This is a genomic window from Acidobacteriota bacterium (assembly GCA_028875725.1).
In the GTDB taxonomy this organism is placed as follows: Bacteria; Acidobacteriota; Thermoanaerobaculia; order Multivoradales; family Multivoraceae; genus Multivorans.
Genome location: JAPPCR010000006.1, coordinates 589,696 through 608,514, shown reverse-complemented (window position 1 = coordinate 608,514; position 18,819 = coordinate 589,696). Strand labels below are relative to the sequence as shown.

At 63.5% G+C, this 18,819-nt stretch carries 11 protein-coding genes; 8 read left to right on the top strand and 3 right to left on the bottom strand.

Features of this window, described 5'->3' with window-relative positions; translation table 11 throughout:
* Positions 1 to 7: 7 nt before the first annotated feature.
* Together OXI49_04505 and map are read right to left on the bottom strand one after the other, a co-directional pair.
* On the bottom strand, positions 8 to 1,795 hold the full coding sequence (locus OXI49_04505; GenBank protein ID MDE2689751.1) for a carboxypeptidase-like regulatory domain-containing protein: 1,788 nt from the start codon (positions 1,793 to 1,795) through the stop codon (positions 8 to 10).
* Between the two features lie 98 nt (positions 1,796 to 1,893).
* Positions 1,894 to 2,640, bottom strand: coding sequence for a type I methionyl aminopeptidase (map, locus tag OXI49_04500; GenBank protein MDE2689750.1), 747 nt, complete (start codon positions 2,638 to 2,640; stop codon positions 1,894 to 1,896).
* Between the two features lie 95 nt (positions 2,641 to 2,735).
* Here map and brxF point away from each other — a divergent pair, with 95 nt between their 5' ends.
* From brxF to OXI49_04460, 8 genes are all read left to right on the top strand, one after another.
* A complete protein-coding gene (brxF, locus tag OXI49_04495) occupies positions 2,736 to 3,215 on the top strand; it encodes a BREX-3 system P-loop-containing protein BrxF (protein MDE2689749.1) in 480 nt (159 codons plus the stop codon).
* A complete protein-coding gene (locus OXI49_04490; GenBank protein MDE2689748.1) occupies positions 3,212 to 6,952 on the top strand; it encodes a DUF6079 family protein in 3,741 nt (1,246 codons plus the stop codon). The genes brxF and OXI49_04490 overlap by 4 nt, the downstream gene beginning before the upstream one ends.
* A gap of 6 nt (positions 6,953 to 6,958) precedes the next feature.
* On the top strand, positions 6,959 to 8,848 hold the full coding sequence (locus OXI49_04485; protein ID MDE2689747.1) for a putative DNA binding domain-containing protein: 1,890 nt from the start codon (positions 6,959 to 6,961) through the stop codon (positions 8,846 to 8,848).
* Complete coding sequence (locus OXI49_04480; protein MDE2689746.1) at positions 8,838 to 11,825, top strand: DNA methyltransferase; 2,988 nt, start codon at positions 8,838 to 8,840, stop codon at positions 11,823 to 11,825. The genes OXI49_04485 and OXI49_04480 overlap by 11 nt, the downstream gene beginning before the upstream one ends.
* Entirely contained in the window at positions 11,822 to 13,168 is a 1,347-nt protein-coding gene (locus tag OXI49_04475; GenBank protein MDE2689745.1) for an SIR2 family protein, read from the top strand. Before OXI49_04480 ends, OXI49_04475 begins: the two co-directional genes overlap by 4 nt.
* 299 nt (positions 13,169 to 13,467) lie before the next feature.
* Positions 13,468 to 15,348, top strand: a complete 1,881-nt coding sequence (locus OXI49_04470; GenBank protein ID MDE2689744.1) for an ATP-binding protein — start codon at positions 13,468 to 13,470, stop codon at positions 15,346 to 15,348.
* 62 nt (positions 15,349 to 15,410) lie between these two features.
* On the top strand, positions 15,411 to 17,411 hold the full coding sequence (gene pglZ / locus OXI49_04465; protein ID MDE2689743.1) for a BREX-3 system phosphatase PglZ: 2,001 nt from the start codon (positions 15,411 to 15,413) through the stop codon (positions 17,409 to 17,411).
* Positions 17,408 to 18,163 carry a hypothetical protein gene (locus OXI49_04460; GenBank protein ID MDE2689742.1) on the top strand — a complete coding sequence of 252 codons (756 nt, stop codon included), beginning with the start codon at positions 17,408 to 17,410 and terminating at the stop codon, positions 18,161 to 18,163. Before pglZ ends, OXI49_04460 begins: the two co-directional genes overlap by 4 nt.
* Here the strand turns inward: OXI49_04460 and OXI49_04455 are convergent.
* Positions 18,147 to 18,560, bottom strand: a complete 414-nt coding sequence (locus OXI49_04455) for a hypothetical protein (GenBank protein MDE2689741.1) — start codon at positions 18,558 to 18,560, stop codon at positions 18,147 to 18,149. The two genes, OXI49_04460 and OXI49_04455, sit on opposite strands and share 17 nt — an antisense overlap.
* Positions 18,561 to 18,819: the final 259 nt, after the last annotated feature.

The window sequence follows — 18,819 nt, the reverse complement described above, 5'->3', positions numbered from 1 at the left end:
GTACCAGCTACTGCACGCGCTCCCGCAACACGAAATCCACGGTCAGGGACTGGCGCGGATTCAGAATCGTCTCGAAGGGATCACTTACCTCCCAACTGTCCGGAGTCAAGCGCCGAACCGAGATTCGGACCCAGCCCGGCGGGACGCCGCGAGCGGAGTAGGAGCCGTCTTCGCCAGCGGTCGCCTGGTGAACGAGCTGCCCCTCCGCGGACTCGAAGCGGATGATGGCGCGCTCCGCCGGCTGACCCGTGGACGCGCTGCGCACCCGGCCCTGGACAACGATGTCGGCGAGTTCCAGAACCAGCGGCTCGTCCACTGGGATGTCGACATCGTGGAAGAACTGCATCAACTCGTACTCCGGCGCCACCGCGTCGACCCGCCAGCCCTCCCGTCCCGGCAGAGCCCCCCGGAACCAGCCTTCGTTGTCGCTCCGGAAGGTCAGTTCGGGCGAAGTCTGGCGACCGCCGAAGAACACGAGCCCGGGCACCGGAACCTCGTCCAGCATGAGGCGTCCCACGACCGGCACGAGGTCGAGTTCGACCGCCGCGGTCAGATCGTTCACGACCTCGAGGTAGTCCAGTCCGCCGAACCGCCCGCCCGCCTCGTCCGTGATCTCCACACTGAACGCGCCGTTGCCCGGCACGTAGAACTGGACGCGGCCGTTCTCGACCACCGCCCTCTGCTGCGGATAGTCCCCGGGCCGATACTGGCGCCAGAACTCGACCGGGTTCTCCGGCTCGACCTGCTTCAAGCGTGCCACCCAGTGGCTGTCGTAAGGCGAATCGGCCGGGAGCACCGAGAGTTCCAGGAGGTGACTTCGCATGAGCGGAATCCGCTTCCGGGGGAACATCTCGGCGTTCCTCTGGAGAGTGTAGGGACCCGCGCGCGCGGCCACCCGGCTGTCGCAGTCCACCTGGATCCAATGGTGGCCGGGACCCAGTCCCGGCGCCTGGAAGAAACCGTCCCTGGCCACTTCCACCGTCGTCACGACGTCCTCGAGACCGGTCGTCCAGAACGCGGGATCCGCCTTCGCCACGTGGACGACGCAACGTTCGATCAACTCCCTGAAGCCCGGCCCCGCGGCGACGAAACCGGCCAGACTGGCGCCGGGGACGAGCCTCTGGTCGCCCATGCGAAGCTGCCGCCGGCCGAACAACGGCGTCTCCCAGCGGTACTCCGGCGAGTGTCCGGGCAGCCAGAACACGATGTGAACCAGGGTGCCCGGCAAGTCGCAGGACCAGCGGCCGTCGTCCGCCACCGGGCACCGGATCCTCGCTCCCTTCAGGCTGAAGCGCGGGTCCATCCGCTCGGAGTCGACGTCGCCGAGAAGGATCAGGATTTCCGAAACCGGGCGCCGCGGACCGACCACCCGTCCCGAACCGGAAACCGCCGGGAAAACCGGCACCTCGAAGACCGGCACGACCGAGGGGGCCGGCTCATCGCTGCCGTCGGCCTCCGGCCCCGGCTCGCCTGGATCGTCCGGCTCCAGGTCGGGGTCGATGTAGACCTCACGACCCCAGAACCCGCTGCCGGACGCCGGCCGGACGTTCCAGGGTCCGGGCTCGAACAGAAACACCTGGAACGGCTGACCACTGACCACCGGCAGCTCCTGCTCGGCGCCGTCCGCGTTCCTGGCCACGAGCGTCACTTCGGCCGAGACGGTCCGGTAGGCGACCGCCTTCAGCACGACGGGAGCCACTTCGTCCGCCGTCCGGCCGGCGGGTCCGTCCGTTTCCTGGGCATGGGAAGCGGCGGCCCCCAGGACAAGGCTCAGGCCGAGAACCGTGCCGATCACGCCCCGTCGCCGTTCGCTCCTCCCCGCTCCACCCGCTACGGCAGCGTCATCACCAGAGGCTTCTTGCCAGTGACGAGGAGTACTCACGTACGAACCACCTACGGCAAGGTCATCACTAGCGGTTTCTTGCGGGTGACGATGATCGTGTGCTCGAACTGGACCGTCGTCGTTCCGGGCCTGTTGAGCAGCGTCCAGCCGTCCTTCGCGGTCTTCGCCTGCTCGCGGCCGTTGGTAAGAAATGGCTCGATCGTCAGCACCATGCCGTCATGCAGGAAGCGGTCGTCGTTCGGGTCGTCGAAGCCAGGCACGAACTTCGGCTCCTCGTGGAGCGAGCGGCCGATGCCGTGCGAGCCCAGGTTGCGGATCAGGCCGAAACCAGCCCTGGTCGCCGTCTCCTCGATCGCGCGGCCGATGTGGCGCAGGCGGCGACCGTGGCGCGCCTGCCGCATTGCCTCCCGCAGCGCCCGCCGGGTGGCCGAGATCATCCGCCGCCGCACCTCGTTCACCGGCGGCACCGGGTACGCCGCGCCCGTATCGCTGAAGTAGCCGTCGAGTTCGAGCGACACGTCAACGTGGACCAGATCGCCCGCCTCGATCCGCCGGTCGCCCGCGATGCCGTGCGCGACTTCCTCATTGACGCTGATGCAGGTCGCGGCCGGGAAGTCGTAGCAGAACTCGGGCGCCGAACGCGCGCCGCGCGCTTCCATGTACTCCCGACCGATCAGATCGAGTTCGGCGGTCGTCATGCCCGGCTCGAGCGCCTCGCCCATACGCGCCAGACATCGGGCCGCTACCCGACCCGCCCGGCGCAGGGCCTCCAGCTCTTCACGGCCGCCGATCGTCATCGACGTCAGGCTACCGCAGCCAACCAAGCGTATCGGCGTGTAGAGTCCCGCGATGATCGTCGTCGCCCCCAAGACCCGATAACCGGCAGCGCTTGATGACCACCGATCTCGCCCGGAAAGTGACAGTGGCGATCCACCACGCCGAGCAACGAAGCGAGCGCCTCGTCCTTCTCGTCGGTTCCAACGGCCGAGGCAAGGCCGCAGTGTTGGAGGAAGTCGCAGAAGCGGCGGGCGCTCCTCTCGTCAACGTGAACTTGGAACTCTCTCGCCGTCTCCTCCACTTGACCTCGTCTCAGCGTCCCCGCCAAGTCCGGCGGCTCCTTGAAGCAGTACTCGCCGAACTGGACAGCAAAGTCGTTCTGCTCGACAGGCTGGAGTTGCTGTTCGACACCGCACTCCGTCAGAACCCGTTCCGCCTCCTGAAGGACCTCTCGCGCCAGTGGACCGTGGTCGCTGCCTGGAGCGGAGCTACTCACGGCAACCACCTCCGTTACGCCGAACCCGGCCATCCCGAGTATCGCCACTACCCGATCGACGACGTTCAGATCGTCAACGTCGAACCCGCCGCAGGATGAAGTACGAAGACCTCGTCCAGTTCGACCCGATCGAGACCGTCGTTCAGCTTCGCGACGCGGACGAAACCGAAGCGGCCCGCCGCCTCGTGAGCACCTATGTGATCTCCGACGAGATGGCCGAGAAGCTCACGTCCGTGGTCTTTCCGCAGCTTCAGTACGACACGCCGGCCGACAACAAGGGCATCCTCATCGTCGGCAACTACGGCACCGGCAAGTCACACCTTATGTCCGTCATCTCCGGTGTTGCCGAGCATGAGGACCTGGCGAAGGTCCTCACCCACTCCGGTGTCTCCGAGCAGGCCGTCGCAATAGCCGGCAAGTTCAAGGTCGTTCGAACGGAGATCGGGGCCACGACGATGCCTCTGCGCGACATCGTGGTCGACACCCTCGAGGAAGGTCTCCGCGCCCTCGGGGTCGCGTACTCCTTCCCGAGCGTCGCCGAGGTCTCGAGCAGCAAACGGGCCTTCGAGGAGATGCTCACGGCCTTCCTTGCAGAGCATCCCGATCACGGTCTGTTGTTGGTGGTCGACGAACTGCTGGACTATCTCCGCAGCCGCGACGATCAGCAGATCATCCTCGACCTGAACTTCCTGCGCGAGGTTGGCGAAGTCTGCAAGGACCTCCGATTCCGGTTTGTGGCCGGCGTTCAAGAGGCTGTCTTCGACCACCACCGCTTCGCCTTCATCGGCGAAAGCGTCCGGCGCGTTCGCGACCGTTTCGAACAGGTCCACATCGCCCGACAGGACGTGAAGTACGTCGTCGCGCAGCGCCTGCTGCGGAAGTCAGGCGAGCAACACGCCCGCATCCGCGAGTACCTCTCGCCCTTCACCCGCTTCTACGAACGGATGAACGAACGGCTGGACGAGTTTGTCGACCTGTTTCCTGTTCACCCCGACTATGTGGATACGTTCGAGCGCGTAACCGCAGCCGAGAAGCGGGAGGTGCTGAAGACCCTCTCACTGTCGATCAAGGGACTTCTGGCGTGCGAACTGCCCTCGGAACACCCGGGCCTGATCGCCTACGACGACTACTGGTCCACGCTGCGAGGCAACCCGTCCTTCCGCACCATTCCCGACATCAAGGCTGTCATCGACTGCAGTCAGGTACTCGAGTCCCGAGTGGAGCAGGCGTTTGGCAGACCGAACTACAAGCCGATGGCGCTTCGCATCATCCATGCGCTCTCGGTCCACCGACTGACCACCGGAGGTCTGGACACTCCTCTCGGCGCCACACCGGCTGAACTGCGGGACAGCCTCTGCCTCTACCAGGAGGGCATCGAAGACCTCGGGGGCGACCCCACCGACGACCTGGTTTCTCAAGTAGCGACCGTCCTCCGGGAGATCCACCGGACGGTCAGCGGCCAGTTCATCTCGTCCAACCCGGAGAACGGCCAGTACTACCTCGACCTGAAGAAGACGGACGATTTCGACGCCCTGATCGAGCGGCGGGCGGAGAGCCTCGACCCGGCACGGCTCGACCGGTACTACTACCAGGCGCTTCGCCAGGCGATGGAGTGCACGGACGAAACCTATGTCACGGGCTACCGCATCTGGGAGCACGATCTCGAATGGCGCAGCCGCAAGGCGGCACGTCAGGGTTACCTGTTCTTCGGCGCTCCGAACGAACGATCCACGGCCGTACCGCCGCGAGACTTCTACATCTACTTCCTTCAGCCCAACGAGCCCCCCTCTTTCAAGGACGAGAGGGCACAGGACGAGGTCTTGGTCCATCTGACGGGCGCGGACGACGAGTTTCGGAACATCCTGCGCAGCTACGCGGCTGCGGCCGAACTTGCCTCGACCTCCTCCGGCCACGCGAAAGCTACCTACGAGTCGAAGGCCTCCGGCTTTCTTCGCAGCCTGGTCGTCTGGCTTCAAGAGCACATGGACTCGGCCTTTGAAGTGGTCCATCGGGGTCGGCGCAAGCCGCTGCTCGCATGGACAGAAGGTCAAGCTGTTCCGGGGCTCTCCGCGGCGACGACTCCCTCACGGATCAACCTGCGCGACCTGATGAACGCAGTTGCCGGCATCTGTCTGGAGGCCCACTTCGCAGACCGGGCACCGGAGTATCCCAGCTTCTCGGTGCTGATCACCGCGGAGAGCCGTCCGCAGGCAGCACAGGACGCGTTACGGCGCATAGCCGGAGCATCCAGGACCAGGCAGGCTGCCGCCGTGCTGGATGCGCTCGAGCTTCTCGACGGTGAACGCCTGGACCCCGACAACTCGCGGTACGCACGACACATTCTGGATGCCTTGGGCCGAAAGGGCCAGGGCCAGGTCGTCAACCGATCAGAGTTGATCCAGGAGTTACTCGGCGTCGAGTACATGGCCCCGCAAACCCTCCGCTTGGAGCCCGAGTGGGTGGTCGTGCTGCTTGCGGCGCTGGTGCACGCTGGGGCCCTCGTCCTCCTAGTGTCAGGCAGGAAGTTCGATGCCTCGGACCTCTCGACCATCGCCGCCATCTCGGTCGATGAACTGGCCCGCTTCAAGCATGTCGAGCCACCTAAGGAATGGAACGTCCCGGGCCTCCGCGCCCTGTTCGAGCTGCTAGGCCAGAGCCCGGGCGTCGCCGCGCTCGTCACCCAAGGCAAGGAGGCGCCGGTTCGCGAACTTCAAGTCGGCGTCCAGCAGATGATCGACCGTCTGGTCCGCGCCGAAGACGCGGTTCGGGGCGGCCTTCAGTTCTGGGGGCAAACGCTCGTCCGCGAGGAAGAGACCGCGCATCCGGTGTTCAACCTGGCACGGACCAAGAACTTCCTGGAGACGGTCCAGGCCTTCAACACACCCGGAAAGCTCAAGAACTTCAGGCCGGACGCCCGTGACGTCAGGAGCCACAAGGCGGCGATCCGTGCTCTTGACGAGGCCGAGAGCGCCCAACGTCTGGCAGTGGAACTTGCGCCCGCGGAGACCTACTTCGCCGCGGCCGAGGCCGCACTCTCCAACTCGGGCCCATCCTCCGAAGAATGGACGCGTCAGCTGCAGACGACAAGGAAAGCGGTCCTCGCGGAACTGGCGAACCGCTCGCCCCAGGACACCGCTACGGTCCGCCGGCGAGTGCTAAGCGCACTCGACGATCTCAAGCGGGACTACATTGAACGGTACCTCACCCTCCACACCAAGGCTCGGCTCGGTGTCAACGACGATCGCCGGAAGACGGCCCTGCTTCGGGACGTACGATTCGCGCGACTCGACACCCTCTCGGCCATCGACTTGCTACCGACTCGGCAATTGGAGGACCTGCGAAAGGGACTTGAGCGGCTAACGACCTGTTTCGCGCTGACCAAGGAAGACCTCGATGCAAGGCCGACCTGCTCCCACTGCGAGTTCAGGCCTTCAATGGAGGACTCCTCTCCAGGCGTAGCCACGGCTTTGGCGAGCATTGACGACCGCCTCGACGGGATACTGAAGGCGTGGTCCGAGACACTGCTCGCGAACCTGGACGATCCCTCGACTAGCGAGAACATCGCCCTGCTCGATCCTGAGCGCCGCACGCCCGTCGAGGCTTTCCTACGGTCCGGAGAGCTACCCGAGTCGCTGACATCTGAGCTCATCGACGGAGTCCGCGCCGTCCTATCGGGGCTTGTCAAAGTAGAGGCAAACATCGGGGAGGTCCGCACTGCCCTGCTCGACGGCGGGTCGCCCGCAGCTCCCACTGAGATGAAGCAGCGGTTCGCGAAGTACGTGGACAGTCTCACCAAGGGAGAGGATCCGGCGAGGGTCCGGATCGTGCTCGAGTAGCTTCTCATGAACAGGGAAGAACTCATCCGGCGTATCAAGGGCTACGAGTGGGAAGATCTGGAGTTCAAGGCCGCCCAACGTGGCGTTCCAGGAGAGGCCTACACAACCGTCTCCGCGTTTGCGAACACGCAAGGCGGCCGGCTCGTGTTCGGCGTCCGCGACAAAGACGGCGACCTTGAGGTCGTCGGTGTCATCGAAGTCGACAGAGTGCAGAACGACTTCCTCACAGTTCTGCGCTCCGGTCAGAAGTTCAACCGAGCCATCGAAGCCGAAGGTCAGCTCCTAGAGGATGAAGGCAAGGCGCTGATCGTCTTCTACATTCCAGAAGCCCAGAGACAGGACAAACCTGTCTATCTGAATGGAGACATCAAGCTCTCGTTTCTCCGCCGCGGGGCGGCCGACGAAAGGTGTACACCAGCCGAGATCGAACGGTTGCTCCGCGACGCCGCAGACGTCACCTATGACAGCGTCGCGGTGGACCTCGACCCCGAACGGTGCTTCGACGCCTCGTCCGTCCGCTGGTACCGACGTCTCCTTGAAGATCGGAACCTGAGCCATGACCCGGAATGGTCAGACACGGACTTCCTTCTTGAATGGGGCCTCATAGTCGAGAAGGGCGACCGCCTCCTACCAACCCGTGCGGCGGTCCTGTTGTTCGGTAGCCCGTCGGCCTTCCACCAACTCCTGCCGCGACCGGTTGTCGACTGGCAGTGGCACCGCGGTGACTGGCCCGACGGCTTCGACGACCAGCGATGGACGGACCGACTCGTCATCGAGTCGAACCTCATAGAAGCGTGGAAGGTACTTCACAATCGCTATCTGCAACGCGCAGAGGTCCCCTTCGCTCTCCACCCGGAGACGCTGCAACGAGCCGATCGTCCCCCGGACTACGCGGCGTTCCGCGAGGCGGCGATCAACCTGCTGATACATCAGGACTATGCCGACCACTCGCGCAAGGCGGAGATCCACTCGTATGACGACCGCACGTCGCTGTGGAACCCCGGAGACGCTTTCGTCTCGGCGGAGGCCCTCCTGGAACCGCAAGGGACGGCAGTCCGCAACCCGAGGATAGTCACGGCCTTCCGTCGCATCGGTCTGAGTGAGCAGGCAGGTTCAGGGCTTCGCGCCATCTTCGGCCACCAGCGGCAGCTCGGTCACGTGCCGCCTGTCATCGCCAGCGACAGGGTCGAGAAGACCTTCGAGATCACTCTCCTCAAGGAGGAGCTCGTCTCTGAACGGCAACTCCTCCTTCAAGCGAGCTTGGGGGTTCGCTTGAGCGACCCGGAATCCAGGGCGTTCGCGTTCGCCTGCCGCGAAGGACGTCTGCGACTTGGCGATGTTCGGGCCGTGACGGGTCTCTCCGGTGGCGACGTCATGGCCGTCCTCAACAGGCTGACGGCTCAGGCGCTGATCTCGCCGCTTGAAGGCTCCGAGGCTCCCTTGTTCGTCCCGGCCGCTCACCTTGAGGAGCAGCTTGGCGAACTAGGTCGTGCCGGAGCTTTCCGGTCCTCGGACGCTCCCTCCGCACCACCGCCCGGAGACTTGTCCACTGCACAACCCGGCCAGCCAACGGCGAACTTGTCCACTGCACAAGGTCCAGGTTTGGCGGAGCTAACGGCCGTTCAGGATCGGATCATCCGGCTCTGCGATACGCCCCGCCGTCTGGCCGAGCTGATGTCGGCAGTGAGAATGAAGAACCGGGGCTACTTCAAGGCGCAGCATCTGGACCCCCTGCTGCACACGGGGGTTCTCCAGATGACTCATCCGGATCAGCCTCACCATCCGCGTCAAGCCTATGTGCTCACTCCGGCTGGCATCGCGATCAAGGCCCGTCGTCTGAGCGCCTCTGCCAAGAGCGCAGCAACGACCCAAGGAGAGCGCCCCGATGCCCAATGACATGTGGACGGGCGCTGTGCGCGGTGGCCGCGCCGAGCCGCCCACACAAGACAAGCTGTACAAGGCCTCCTCAACGAACGGCTCCAACGACGGCCCGGTCGAATGCCTGGGGCTGACCTTCGAGAGCGACGACGAACGCCGGGAGCACTTTCTGGGCAGGCTGAGAAAGGGGCTGGAGGAACTCCACACTCGGCTCGACGGTGTTCCCTGGGACGGTGCCGAGCACGCCGTGGCTCGGCTCTCGGCCATTCGGCATTGGCCCATGGGCAGCCAAGCGCAACTCCGCACGCTCGTCGAACGGATGCGCTCGGCGGATCGCACCAAGGGCCTGCTCCAGCGCTGGAAGGACGAGGTCGGCTTCCCCGAAGGCGAAATCGAGGACATCCTGAATCTGTCCGACCCGCCCTTGCACACCGCCTGCCCGAATCCCTTTCTGGACGAGTTCGTAGCAACGTACGGTAAGCCCTACGACCCTGACGAGCCATACCGCCGCACACCCTTCGCCGTCGACGTCAAGGAAGGGAAGACACACGCCGTCTACCGAGCGCATGGCTACCACACGAAGGTGCCCCATCTAGCGATCCTCCCTTCCCTGCTCCACTACACCGAACCAGGCGATCTCGTTCTCGACGGCTTCTCCGGCTCCGGGATGACCGGCGTCGCGGCTCAATGGTGCGAGTCGGCACCGAAGAGCTACCGCCAGCGTCTCGAAGCGACGTGGGCGGAGCAGGGCCTGGGGAAGCCAAAATGGGGCGCTCGCCGGGCCATCCTGAACGACCTATCCCCGCTCGCAGGCTTCATCGCGGCGAACTACACGCTGCCCATCGAGGTGGACGAATTCGCCGAGGCTGGTCGCAAACTGCTCGACGAGGTCGATGCGGAACTGGGCTGGATGTACGAGACACTGCACACGGACGAGCGGACGAAGGGGCGAATCAGCTACACGGTCTGGAGCGAGGTCTTCGGCTGCTTGAACTGCGGCGCCGAACTCGTCTTCGTGCTGGAAGCTCTAGACAGGACCACAGGCCGTACCGACCCGACCATCGCCTGTCCCCAGTGCAGTGCCGTCGCCCGCAAGGAGAACATGGAACTCCGCCTGGACAACTACGTCGATCCTGCGACCGGGGAGGTGCGACAACGTCCGAAACGTGTACCTGCCCTGATTCACTATCGAGTGGGCGGAGAACGGTACGAAAAGACCCCGACATCAGCGGACACCGCCCTGCTCGAGCGGATCGCATCCATGCCGCTGCCGGCTGCCTTCCCAGTCAATTCGCTTCCCGAATGCCAGATGACTCGGGTCGGGCGGATGGCAACAACGAAGACAACCGCCATACACCACCTCTACCTCCCAAGGGCCGCACACGCTTTGACCGCTCTTTGGCGACGTGCCAGCTCCTACTCGGACCCACGAGTCCGACACATGCTGCTCTACTTCGTCGAGCAGGCCGTCTGGGGGATGTCCCTTCTCAATCGCTACCAGCCGGTCCAACACGGCCGGCTCGGCGGTTCGCAAGTCAATCGGCAGTTGTCCGGCGTGTACTACGTAGGCTCCCAGATCGCAGAAGTGTCACCCAGATACAACCTCGGCAACAAGCTGTCCCGGCTTGCCAAGGCGTTTTCTGCCAACGACAAAGGACGAGCCCCATGTATCGTGACGGCGGGAACGGCGGCGGCCCTTAGCGTCCCCGACGGTTCCGTAGACTACATCTTCACCGACCCCCCTTTCGGCGAGAACATCTACTACGCTGACCTGAACTTCCTAATCGAATCCTGGCACGGTGTGCTGACAAATGCGGCGCCAGAGGCAATTGTCGATCGCGTCAGAGCTAAGGGCCTACCCACGTACCAGCGCCTGATGCAACGAGCGTTCGAGGAGTACAGACGTGTCCTCAAGCCAGGTCGCTGGATTACTGTAGTCTTCCATAACTCCAGCAACGCGGTCTGGACGGCGATTCAGGAAGGGCTGCTCGCGGCAGGTTTTGTCGTCGCCGACGTGCGGACTATGGACAAGAGCCAGGGATCGTTCAAACAGGTAACGAGCACAGCCGTCAAACAGGACCTCATCATCTCAGCCTACAAGCCAAACGACGGCCTGGAAGGGCGCTTCGAGCTGACCAAAGGCACTGAGGACGCCGCCTGGGACTTCCTACGCACACACTTGAAGCAACTTCCAGTTTTCGTGGCCAAGGACGGCCGGACCGAGATTGTCCACGAGCGGCAGCCTCATATCCTCTTCGACCGCATGGTCGCCTTCCATGTCCTTCGCGAGGTCGCCGTGCCCCTGTCCGTGGGCGAGTTCCTGGTCGGCGTCAGCCAGCGCTACCCCGAACGCGACGGCATGGTCTTCCTTCCCGACCAGGTCACGGAGTACGACCGGAAGAGAATGGCAGCCAGCGAGGTGGCCCAGTTGGAGATCTTCGTCCGCGACGAGGCGACGACGATCCAATGGCTGAGACAGCAACTGCTCCACAAACCTCAGAGTTTTCAGGATCTCCACCCAGCCTTCCTGCGCGAACTGCGGAGTCAACTGAAGCACGAGAAGCTACCCGAACTATCTGACATGCTAGACCAGAACTTCCTCCTCTACGGCGGCTCGGGTGATGTCCCCAGCCAGATCCACTCCTATCTCTCGACGAACTACAAGGACCTTCGCAAACTCCCTAAAGACCACCCTGCTCTGAAAGCGAAGGGCGCCGGTCGCTGGTACGTACCCGACCCGAAGAAAGCTGCTGACGTAGAGAAGCGCCGCAACGGTCTCCTCCTCCGCGAGTTCAAGGAGTACGTCGCTGCACCCCAGCGCCGCCTGAAGCTCTTCCGCCTTGAGGCCGTCCGCGCTGGCTTCTTCCGCGCGTACCAAGACGGTGACTACGACACCATCATCCGAGTCGCTGACAGACTTCCTCCGACAGTCCTGCAGGAGGACCAAAAGCTCCTACTCTGGTATGACCAGGCCGTGACCCGGACCGCCTCATGACCGGCAGTGCCGACGCCACATGCCTTCCAGCCTGGCCCACCCACTACGCTCGAGCCGGGACCCATGTCTGGTCAAAGAACGAGGCACCTGATCCGGAAGAACAGAAGCTCCACATCCGGCCTTGGCTCTCTGCTCTGATCCAAGGCGAGCATGTCAACCTCCTCGTAGGTAGTGGCCTGACCACGGCCGTCGGCGCAGCAGTGGACGTCGCAGCACTGGATATGGGGATGGTTGAGTTTCGACACGAGATGGCGGGTGCGATTCAGCAAGCCGCTGAAGATGCCGCCGAGCGTTCGGCACGCGGTAAACCGAATTTTGAAGACCAGATGCGTGCCGTTGCAGAGCTCGTCAGTGGGCTCCGCATTCTTGGACTCCACGGGGACAAGGACGCCTCGGCCCAGCTCCGCACATGGGAGCGGGAGTACGAAACCGCACTGCAGGACTTTTGGCATGCACTACTCCTCTCGGAGCGTCAGATCCGGGACGCCTTCGCGGACGGCCACGTAGAAGGTCTACGGTTACTATCCTCTTTCTTCCAGACCTTCAGTAACCGCCCTGGTTCTCGCGAAAGGCTGCACATCTTTACAACGAACTACGACAGACTGATCGAGTACGGCTGCGAGTTCCTGGGACTCCGAGTTCTCGATCGATTCGTTGGACGGTTGTCTCCAGTCTTCCGCTCGTCCCGCCCTGCTGTCGACCTGCACTACAACCCCCCTGGGCTGCGCGGCGAGCCCCGCTACCTCGACGGCGTCGTGAGGCTCACGAAGCTGCATGGCTCGCTCGACTGGCACAGTCGCAAGACTCACCTAGGAGGCCCCGAGATCGTCCAACACACTCTTCCGTTCGGCGCGGAACCTACTGACTCCGAAGTATCTTCACGGGCAACCAACAGCTTGATGATCTACCCGAATGCCGCTAAGGACACGGAGACGTTGGAGTATCCCTACGCAGACCTGTTTCGTGACTTCGCAGCCGCGGTCTGCCGACCCGACACCGTGTTGGTCACCTACGGCTACGGCTTCGGTGACGATCACGTGAACCGGGTGATCCGGGATATGCTCACGATCCCGTCGACACATCTCGTGATCCTGTCCTACGAGGACACCGGCAGGCGGGCCGAGCGATTCGTGAAGGCCAGCATGCGCGAGCAGCAGATCACAATCCTGGTCGGCGAGCACTTTGGCAGCCTGTTCGAGCTGGTCGAGCACTACTTGCCGAAGCCCTACATCGACTTCAACCTCGGAACCATGACCGAAATCCTGAAGCGTACACGACCAGACCCGCATGTCGGAGGAGGCGGGCAGAACGAGGAGCCCGACGGCAAGGTAGCAAACGTGTGACGACTTCCGGCTCACACCCAAGCGACCGAGCAATTGGCACCGTCGACGAGGTGTCGGCGAACCAGATCGAGGTAGCAATCAGCTCCGAGGCGCCGCTGGCGACCGCGATCACGAACGGCCGGCCGACTGCGTTTCCTCGCATTAGCACCTACCTGACGATTCCGAGCGAGGTGGGTTCAACGGTCGGTTGGATCACGTCGGTGCGTGCCCGCCCTGCGCCATTCCCACCGGCCGGCGAGTCGCGAGCGCATGGATTCGTGGATCTTCCCTTTCCCCGACGCATCGCATCACTCGTACCCTTGGGAACGCTCGTAAGCACACTTCAGGACGGCCGCTGCGCGCTCGTCTTTCGCCGTGGTGTCGACGCGGCCCCGGTTCTCGGCGATCAAGTCCTCTTGCCCACCCGGGAACAGCTTCAGGCAATCGTTGAAGGCGACCGCTCGGCGACACGGGGCCGTGTCCTTCTGGGCCAAGCACCTCTCGCCGGCAATGCGCCCGTGCACGTAGACCCCGACCGTTTGTTCGGACGCCACCTAGCAGTGCTTGGAAACACGGGCTCCGGCAAGTCCTGTACCGTGGCCGGCCTGCTGCGACAGTCGATCAACGAAGCGACGAACGCGCGGGAGCAACACGAAAGGGCAGGCCCTCCCAACGCCCGCTTCATCCTCCTCGACCCACACGGAGAGTACGCTCACGCCTTCTCAGACCTGGACGTGAGGCTCTTCCAGGTTGAGAAAGCAACCAACGCAGCGCAACAGCTCAAGGTCCCTGCCTGGCTCTGGAACGGTGAAGAGTGGGCCGCGTTCACGACCGCGGCACCTGGTGTCCAGCGCCCGACGCTGTTCAAAGCCCTCCGACACTTGCGAGCCGGTGCTGAGCCTCCCAACTCCTTGGCGAGAAGAGTCGCCAGGGTGGCACGGCGCTACGAGCGCGACTTCCGTCTCGCAGTCGCGGTAGGCCCGAACGAAAAGGGAGGCGGAAAAGAGGACGTCGCAGATCTTCTCTCCAGCACAGCAGACGAATTCGGCGCACTCTCCCGAGAAGCCACGAGTTGCCATTCGCCTCTGGGGGAACCGCTGAAGTCCGTACAAGTAGCCGCGACACGTCTCGAACAGGAGGCGCGTGAAGGGCTGCCCTCCAAGGGGAAGCAATGGCACCGCAGCCTAGCGCCAAACAGAATCGCAGACGTGGAGGAACGCTTGGCCGACGTGCTCGACTTGGTTGAGCCACCGACCGACAAAGCCGCTTGGGACCACGACCAACCGCGCCCCTTTCCAGTTGAGAGGCTACCTGACTACGTCGACGGATTGGCGGCGCAGTCACAAGGCCGAGACATAGCCCAGTTCGTGGACACACTGAACCTCCGTATTCGAGACCTCACAAGGCGACGACGTCTGGCGTCAATCGCACTTCCACCAGACGGAGAGGAGATTGCACTCTCCGATTGGTTGGCCGATGTAGTAGGAGACGACGGGGCCAACGGCCAGCTCTCGATCATCGACCTTTCTCTAGTGCCATCCGATGTCGTCCAGATAGTCGTAGCAGTTCTCGCTCGCCTCACGTTTGAGGCCCATCAGAGATACAGACACCATCACCGACGGGACCTGCCAACAGTCCTCGTCCTCGAGGAGGCTCACAGATTCGTGCATCGGGCTATGGCTGGCCAAGAGGCCACCGGCGCCGAGCGCGCCTGTGGGCGCGTGTTCGACCGAATCGCCAGAGAAGGCAGGAAACTCGGTCTTGGGCTTGTGCTTTGTTCGCAGCGCCCATCCGAACTGTCTCCCACAGTTTTGTCCCAGTGCAGCACTTTCCTGCTGCACCGGATCGTGAACAGGCAGGACCAAGACTTGGTGCGCCGAATGGTCCCCGACGGAATGAGCACATTGCTTCGGGAACTCCCTAGCCTTCCGACGCGTCGTGCGATTCTGCTTGGCTGGGCGGCATCGGCGCCAGTACTGGTCGAGGTTGACGAACTGCACGAGACCCAGCGCCCAGATTCGGCCGACCCAGCGTTCTGGGGAGTGTGGACAGGACGCGATCAAAGAGACGTCGATTGGAAGCCAATCGCCGAAGAGTGGGCCGGCACAAGACGGATGACGGAAGGGAGTAGCACCGCTCGGAAGGCGCCGGAGAAACAGCCGGCAGCTACGCAGCCAGCCGATGACGACATCCCGTTCTGAGGCTTCAAGGACGCTTGGCACGTTCCGTGACCTCGCGGCTGCACGAGGAAACGGTGGTCCCGATGGCTAGTTGGCGTGAGAGGATCCTGGAGGACCTAGCGCCGGGAGTCGCGTCGGTAACGCTGGCCGCCGACCCGGACGACTTGTTGCTCGACGAAGAGGTGCTCGAAGAGGTCCGGCGCAGGGGCTTTCAGTTCTTCACTTTCGAGGATCCGGTGGCGTTCCGCCTTGCCCACGAGATGCGATCCCGCCACCCCCGCGTCTCGGGCAATGCCGAAGGCGCGAACGCGGAACTACTCCTACGTTTCGACCACGACGATCTCGCCTCCATCCCCTACGATCTCTTGCAGGTTGGAAGACCCTTGCGCTTCGGCCTCTCCGAGCTGTTCCCCGAACTCAGTTGTGCGGTACTCGCAACACTGGACACAGCCGACCTGAACGCGGTTGATGACGCACAAAGGGAACGCAGGCCTAAGGCACTTGGCGAGAAGGCTACGAAGGACTTTGTACTCCAGCACGTCTTCGGCGTTCGGGCTACTGAGATCAAGAGCCCGGCCGACCTCCTGCAGATTCTGTTGCGGCGGCACTACCGCGAGATCCGGCTGCCGCGGCCACTGGATGAACGACTAGTCGCGGTGCTCCGACGGAACGAAGCGTTCGCGTCGTGGCCACTTGAGACCATCGTCCCGGAGCGAGAGGCCTTCTTCGCCTTCTTGCAAGAGCGCTGGCCTGTCTTCCTAGACGGCAGCGCGGGTGAAGATGGGCAGATCAAGGCGGAGCGTCCGCTGATCCTGAACGGACCACTCCACCTGCCGTTCGATCACGCCGATGTCCGGGTGTACATCGACAACCTGTTCCTTGAAGGGAAACTCGTCCCTGTTCCCCACGCGCCGGAACTGGGCCGGCACGGCGATTGGGTCTCCGTTGGAATCCGCAGCGACCTCGAAGTAGATCGCTTGCGCCGGCTTGAGAAGCTGCTGGGGCACGTCGATCGCGTCGTGCCTCAGTCCGGTGTAAGACACCCGGAATGGCTGTCGTTCGCTTGGCTGTGGGCGGAACTGGGCGTCCTGTGGTGGTCCACCCTAGCCCCGGCTCGCCAGCAGTTGAGCGGTCGCCTGACCAGCCTCCGTCGCCGGGTGGATGAGGCATTTCGCGGCTGGGTCGAGAGCCGCTACGCTGGGCTGCACAACCTACCGCCCGACCCTCCGGTGATGGTCCATCACCTGCCACGCTATCTCGCCCGGCGGCTCGAAGACGCGACCGAACGGAGGATCGCCCTGGTCGTGGTCGACGGCCTGGCGTTGGACCAATGGCTCGTGCTCCGCGACGTTCTTGGTGACCAACGCCCAACACTCGGTTTCCGGTCAGATGCACTCTTCGCCTGGGCGCCTACCATCACGTCGGTGTCACGCCAGTCCATCTTTGCCGGCACACCGCCGTTCTACTTCGAGTCGAGCATCCACACGACCGAGAAGGAACCTTCGCTGTGGCATGGGTTCTGGGCCGAACATGGCCTGAGCGAGCACGAAGTCGAGTATCTGAAGGGCGGCACCTGCGACAGCGTCGACGAGTTGCGGGATCGCGCTTCCGTGCGTGGACTGCGAGTACTCGGCGTCGTCCTCAACAAGGTAGACGACATCATGCACGGCATGGAACTGGGCGTCGCCGGCATGCACAACCAGGTCCGGCAGTGGGCCGAGGAAGGCCAGCCCGTGGCCATCGTGGAGTCGCTCCTCGAGGCTGGTTTCGCCGTGTTTCTGACGTCGGACCATGGCAACGTCGAGGCGCGAGGCTACGGCCGGCCCTCTGAGGGAGCGCTTGTCAGCACGCGGGGGAAGCGTGCGCGCGTCTACTCAGATACGACTCTGCGAAACCGCGTGCTTGAGCAGTTCCCAGACGCCGTCGCGTGGCCGGGGCCCGGTCTTCCAACCGACTGTCACGCTCTCTTGGCGCCTGGCAGATCCGCCTTTGCGCACAAAGGCGACCGGATCGTCGGGCACGGCGGCGTCTCTCTTGAAGAGCTCGTCGTCCCCTTGATCGAGATCAGGCGAAAAGCAGAATGAACCGAGCCGGTCAGATCGGTTTCAGCCAGCGCATTCAGCTCGACTGGCTGGAGTACACGGCAAACCTCGTTCTCGCGGACAACACGACGGCCGAGATCGCTTCGGAACTCAACGAACGCCTGCGGGAGAAGCTGTCCGTCGGCAACGAACCGAAGCGCGGTAACCGGCACAAGGCGATCACGATCCTGACAAAGGTGTGGGCCAACGTCCCAAGAAACCGCGTGGGGCTGAGAGACCAGGGGATCCACTTGCTTCAACGTCCGTCGGCAGCGGAACGCACTTTCGTCCACTGGTGCATGTGCATGGCGGCCTACCCGTTCTTCTGGCAAGTCGCACACCAGACCGGTCGGCTCTTGCGCCTACAGGGAACGGCTGGTGCCGCCCAAGTGCAGCGCCGCGTCCGTGAGCAGTTCGGTGAACGCGAAACGGTGGCCCGCGCCACGAGGCGGATTCTGCGGACATTCATCGACTGGGATGTCCTTCAGGAAAGCGGTTCAAAGGGCGTCTACAGCGCGACATCGAAGCGCGTCGTAGGGAACCGGGATCAACTCGCCGCCTGGGCCATCCAGGCGGTGCTTGCAGCCACGGGAGATCGACCGCAGCAAGCCAGGGCACTGCTACACGGTCCCCACATGTTCCCGTTCGATGTGTCCCTTCCGTCCACGAGAGAGCTTGAAGCCTGCACCACGCTTGAAGTCACGCATCACGGACTGGATCAAGAAGCCTTGGTCGCTCTCACGGATCGCTCCTAGACTTCACCGGGATCACACAACCCCGGATGGCCGAGACGAGCCAGCACGCCTGTTCGCCGTGCCCACGGGCCACGATCTTCGCTGCGACCATCACGCCCCTCCGTAGAGTCCGCACGAGTGGCGCTGGAATGAAAGCTGTGTAGCTCTCATTCGGCTGCACGTCGTTTCGAACCAGCGTCACCTGCCAGTAGCGGACGTGAGCTTCAAGGCCAAGCAGCTTCTTCCCCATCACCGGGAGGCTCTCTATGAGCGCCGTGCGACGTGTCCTCTCTTGCAACTCCCGCAAGACGGCCAGAAGGTCCTTCGTCCCATGGCCCGAGGGGTCGACCTTCTTCGTGTCCTCAACTGGACGAGTAACTTGCGGTCCTGATCTCTCTTCCGGGAAGATCTTCTCCATGGCAGCATCGGTGATGGGGATCCCCAGGCGCCGCAGTTTGTTAACTGCCGTCCAGCCGCTCAGACCGCTACCGCCGACACCCCCGGATGCGGAACTATGGGAACGGCAGTCGTGCCGTGGCCATGGCCAGCCCATGGCCTCCAACAGCACGACGCTGCCACAGGTGCACTGCAGGATTTGGATGGCTTTTCCGCATTCCCAGCAAGCCGTCGGATAAGTCCAAGTCCGGCACGATGGGCCATGTGTGGGAATCGCCATC